Raw genomic sequence first — 4,078 nt, forward strand, 5'->3', positions numbered from 1 at the left:
TTGGCGTCGTCGGACCCGTCATACGCGATCAGAATCGTCATTTCAGCCACCCCGGAAGTCCTCTTTCCGGAACGGCCCGTTTCACGCCTGGCGGACGACGGAGCTCGTCACGAGGGACCGCCGGGCCGCCGGCCGGAGCATCGACAGCCCCGCCAGAGCCAGCACCCCGAGCTCGGTCACCACCACGAGCCGCTGGGTCAGCCCGGCCGGGATGTCGTCGTTCGTGAGCGGGATGCCGAACATCCGCACCACGTACGGGATCACGACCAGCACCAGCGCCCCGATCGCCAGCCCGCTGAGGATCCGCACCGCTCTGGCGTACCGGATCCTGGCCCTGGCCAGCAGCAGTCCCGCCATGGGCATCACCAGGAAGGCGGCGAAGGCGGCGTACCTGTGGATGCCTCCCGACAGGGACAGCGGCAGGCCGGGCCGGTCGGTGGGGAAGGCGCCGATCAGGAACATGCTGACGCCCCACGCCAGCAGCAGCCCCACGACCCAGCGGCTCGCGCCCGCGCGGCGCAGCGCCTCCGCGATCAACGACGAGCCGGCGGCGAACAACGTCAGCGAGGCGGGCAGGAGCCAGCCGGAAGCCTGAAAGGCGTACACGCTGATCACGCTGTGCAACGGGTCGAGGCCGGCCTCCGCGTGGAGGGTGAGCATGGCGCAGGTCCCGGTGCCGATGGCCGCGAATCCACTGACGAGCAATGCCTTCATGCCTCAAAGCTCGTGTAACGCGGCCTTCCGGACCATCGGAGTTCATCCCGAAACGGCCCTGAAGCATCCCCTAATACTTAGGTACGGGAACCCCGGCCAGCCCTCGCTGACCTGTGCGGAAGTAACCCTGGGTAGGGCCTGCCCTCTCAGGGTCGGTACGGAGGGCCGCACCTCCGATTTGACTTAGAGCGCACTCTAAGGCGGACCCTGGAAGCATGACGATCCAGGAGGCCGCGCAGCGCTCCGGCTTGACCGCCCACACGCTGCGTTATTACGAGCGTATTGGGCTCATCCACTCCGTGGGCCGCAACGGCAGCGGGCATCGCGACTACGCGGAAGAGGACCTCCGGTGGCTGGAGTTCCTCACCAAGCTGCGCACGACCGGCATGCCGATCGCCGACATGTGCAGGTACGCCGAGCTGCGCCGCAGGGGCGAGCACACCGCGGAGGAGCGCAGGCTGATGCTGGAGCTACACCGCGAGCGCGTCAGGGCCAGGATCGCCGAGCTCACCCAGGACCTGAAGGTGCTGGACTACAAGATCGACTCTTACAGGGAGCTGGCATGAAGAAGCGCATTCTCGGTACCGGCGGCCCTCAGGTCTCCGCTCTCGGCCTCGGCTGCATGGGCATGTCCGAGTTCTATGGCAAGGGGGATGAGAAGGAGTCCATAGCGGTCATCCACCGCGCCCTCGACCTGGGCATCGACTTCCTGGACACGGCCGACATGTACGGCATGGGAGCCAACGAGGATCTCGTCGGCCGGGCCATCAAGGACCGCCGGGACGAGGTCGTGCTGGCCACCAAGTTCGGCATCAAGCGTGAGGGCGGCACCCGCACGGTCGAGAACAGCCCCGGCTACATCAGAGCCGCCTGCGACGCCTCGCTCCGGCGGCTGGGCGTGGACCACATCGACCTGTACTACATGCACCGCCGCAACCCCGACGTGCCGATCGAGGAGTCGGTCGGCGCCATGGCCGAGCTCGTCCAGCAGGGCAAGGTGCGCCATCTGGGATTGTCGGAGGTGAGCGCCGAGACGCTGCGCAAGGCGGCCTCCGTTCACCCGATCGCCGCATTGCAGAGCGAATACTCCCTGTTCACCAGGGGTATCGAGGCGGAGATACTGCCTGCGGCCAGGGAGGTGGGCACGGCACTGGTGGCGTACTCGCCGATCAGCCGCGGCCTGCTGACCGGCACGCTGCCGCGCCCGGAGGGGCTCCCCGAGGACGACTTCCGCCGCCACATGCCACGGATGGCGGGCGAGAACGCCGAGCACAACGCCAGGCTCGTGGCCGAGGTGCAGAGGATCGCCCAGGCGGCCGGGGTCACCGCGGCGCAGCTCTCGCTGGCCTGGCTGCTCGCCCAGGGCGAGGACGTCGTGCCGATCCCGGGCACCAAGCGGCTGAAGTATCTGGAGGAGAACGCGGCCGCGGCGGCCATCACGCTCACCGCTGAGCAGCTCGACACGCTGGTGGTGGCCGTGCCCGCGGACGCGGTGCGCGGCCCCCGTTACCCGAACATGTCGGAGGTCGAGCGCTAAGAGTCCTAACAGAAAGATCAGTGTGCTCTAAGACGCCGAACAGTGAGCCCAACTGGAGGAAGGTGAGTTAGGTGCGGAGCAGGACCCGATCGGGGTAGGCGAGCCCCCCAGGGGTGGCCCGGCCCCGGCTTGTCGGGATGGACGTGCCACAGGCGGCGATCAGGGTGTGGAAGGACAGGGACGGCCTCTGCTCGGCGAAGTTCCGGCATGGGTGACACGCCGACCCCGGATGAGACCACGACCGTTTCCAGCGGCCGGGGACCACTCCGGACAGACGTGATCACGAACCGGACCATCCCCATAAGGGATGGGTCTTAGGGCAGGTCGAAGTAGGCGCGGATGGTGGTCTCGCCGATCCGGGTGTGCACGCGTACGAGATCGCTCAGGAGGTTGACGATGAGCAGGCCGCGCGAGCCCGACTGGCGCGCATCGATCGGCCTGCGGCCCACCAGCGGGTCGGTGATGTGTCCCGTGTCGCTGACCTCGCACACCAGTCGGCCCTCCGCGACCCAGACCCGGATCGTGCCCGAGCCGCCGCCGTGGTCGAGGCTGTTGGCGCCGAGCTCGGCCACGGCCAGCCGGATGTCGTCGAGCCGGTCGCCGTCGAAGCCCATCGCGGCGGCCTCCCGTGCGGCCAGCGCGCGCGCCGCCGCCAGGTTGGTCCGGTCGAAACGCAGGGAGACGAACGTCGCAGGCTCTTCAAGCGGCCGGTTGTGCCCGTCGACCACCAGCTCGGGCGCGTAGTCGCCGCTGTGCCACTCTCCCGTGACGTCGCGTAGGACGGGATGGGTGCGCGCGGCCTCACGGAGGATCTCGGGGTCCAGGTTGGTGGCGTCGTACGGGCACAGGATCGTCACGTGCCGGCCCGCGAACGACAGGTTGATCAGCGCCTCGTGCTGCGCGGCGGCCGGATATTCGGTCGCGGTGCGGCCCGGCCAGATCGGCTCGCCGATGATCCGCACATGATCGTCGGGATATCGGTCGGCGAAGTGGCGCAGCACGGCGGGGATGATCCGCCCCGGGTTGCGCCCGGCCACGCCCATGTCGAGCAGGCGCACCGCCTTGGCGTCCGGGCCCAGCTCGGCCTCGATCAGGGCGAGATGCGGGGCCGGCACGGCGACGGCGACCGGTTCGCCCGCGGCCAGGCCCTCGCGCACGAATGCCGTGGTGGCAGCCACGTACTCCCGATCGCTCCGATAGAAGAGCGCCGGATGCACGAACGGCTCTGCCAACATCAGCTTCCACGCTACCCAAGGACGATGTCTTCAAGGCAATCCGGTGGGTACCTAATATGTTGTGAAGAGAGTCCAGGTCATCCGTCGCCCCCGTCCCGCACCCCAGCTACCCGCCCTCGATCTTCGCACCCCTTCCGGCCGGCGCCTCCCGTTCTGAGCGCGGCGAACCTATGCTCAGGACATGCCGAATTGCGCAAACGGGTCTCCGACGAGGACCGGGAGCGTACGGCGCGCCAGTCGCAGCACGCTTTCATTGAGGGCCGCTTCACCCATCTCGAGCTCGGAGACCGGCTCGCGCTCACCCTGACCGCGAACACCTCCGGCGACCTGCTGGGTCTGATCGCCGATTTGCCGGTCGAGCCGCAGGTCAATGATCCGCAGCCGGTCCACCACGTGGGGTCGTCGGTCCAGAACGGCTCGCCTGGCGCGGACCTGACGCCGAACCGTCACAGCAGCCGCCCCGCACCCGCCGGGATGAGCCTGCAGCGCCCTTTCGAGTCGGGGATCATCACCGCCCTGCGCTACGCGGTGGACGCAGCTGTGGAGCCCTGGCGTCGTACATTGCGGCACCCGGCTCCTCGTCGGCTCGCAC

5 protein-coding genes are annotated in these 4,078 nt (G+C 68.6%); 3 read left to right on the plus strand and 2 right to left on the minus strand.

The window, feature by feature from the left end; all coding sequences use genetic code 11:
• Window positions 1-81: 81 nt before the first annotated feature.
• Entirely contained in the window at window positions 82-714 is a 633-nt protein-coding gene (locus tag ACTMTI_RS56550) for a DUF998 domain-containing protein (protein ID WP_441129348.1), read from the minus strand.
• A 215-nt stretch (window positions 715-929) separates the two neighbouring features.
• On the opposite strand from ACTMTI_RS56550, the gene ACTMTI_RS56555 reads away from it, so the two are divergent.
• Window positions 930-1,280, plus strand: coding sequence for a MerR family transcriptional regulator (locus ACTMTI_RS56555; protein ID WP_441129349.1), 351 nt, complete (start codon window positions 930-932; stop codon window positions 1,278-1,280).
• Entirely contained in the window at window positions 1,277-2,251 is a 975-nt protein-coding gene (locus ACTMTI_RS56560; RefSeq protein WP_441129350.1) for an aldo/keto reductase, read from the plus strand. The genes ACTMTI_RS56555 and ACTMTI_RS56560 overlap by 4 nt, the downstream gene beginning before the upstream one ends.
• A 314-nt stretch (window positions 2,252-2,565) precedes the next feature.
• On the opposite strand, the gene ACTMTI_RS56565 is transcribed toward ACTMTI_RS56560, so the two are convergent.
• Window positions 2,566-3,486: an anti-sigma factor RsbA family regulatory protein gene (locus tag ACTMTI_RS56565; RefSeq protein ID WP_441129351.1), complete on the minus strand. Its 921-nt coding sequence runs from the start codon at window positions 3,484-3,486 to the stop codon at window positions 2,566-2,568.
• Between the two features lie 189 nt (window positions 3,487-3,675).
• Between ACTMTI_RS56565 and ACTMTI_RS56570 the strand changes: the two genes are divergently transcribed.
• Window positions 3,676-4,078: DUF1707 SHOCT-like domain-containing protein (locus ACTMTI_RS56570; RefSeq protein WP_441129352.1), on the plus strand; the 403-nt coding region annotated here is incomplete at its 3' end.

Source organism: Nonomuraea sp. H19 (assembly GCF_052068215.1).
In the GTDB taxonomy this organism is placed as follows: domain Bacteria; phylum Actinomycetota; class Actinomycetes; order Streptosporangiales; family Streptosporangiaceae; genus Nonomuraea.

Bases quoted from the DNA above. Each gene is read 5' to 3' on its own strand.
- ACTMTI_RS56550 (WP_441129348.1), bottom strand. From the start codon at position 714: ATGAAGGCATTGCTCGTCAGTGGATTCGCGGCCATCGGCACCGGGACC.
- ACTMTI_RS56555 (WP_441129349.1), top strand. From the start codon at position 930: ATGACGATCCAGGAGGCCGCGCAGCGCTCCGGCTTGACCGCCCACACG.
- ACTMTI_RS56560 (WP_441129350.1), top strand. From the start codon at position 1,277: ATGAAGAAGCGCATTCTCGGTACCGGCGGCCCTCAGGTCTCCGCTCTC.
- ACTMTI_RS56565 (WP_441129351.1), bottom strand. From the start codon at position 3,486: ATGTTGGCAGAGCCGTTCGTGCATCCGGCGCTCTTCTATCGGAGCGAT.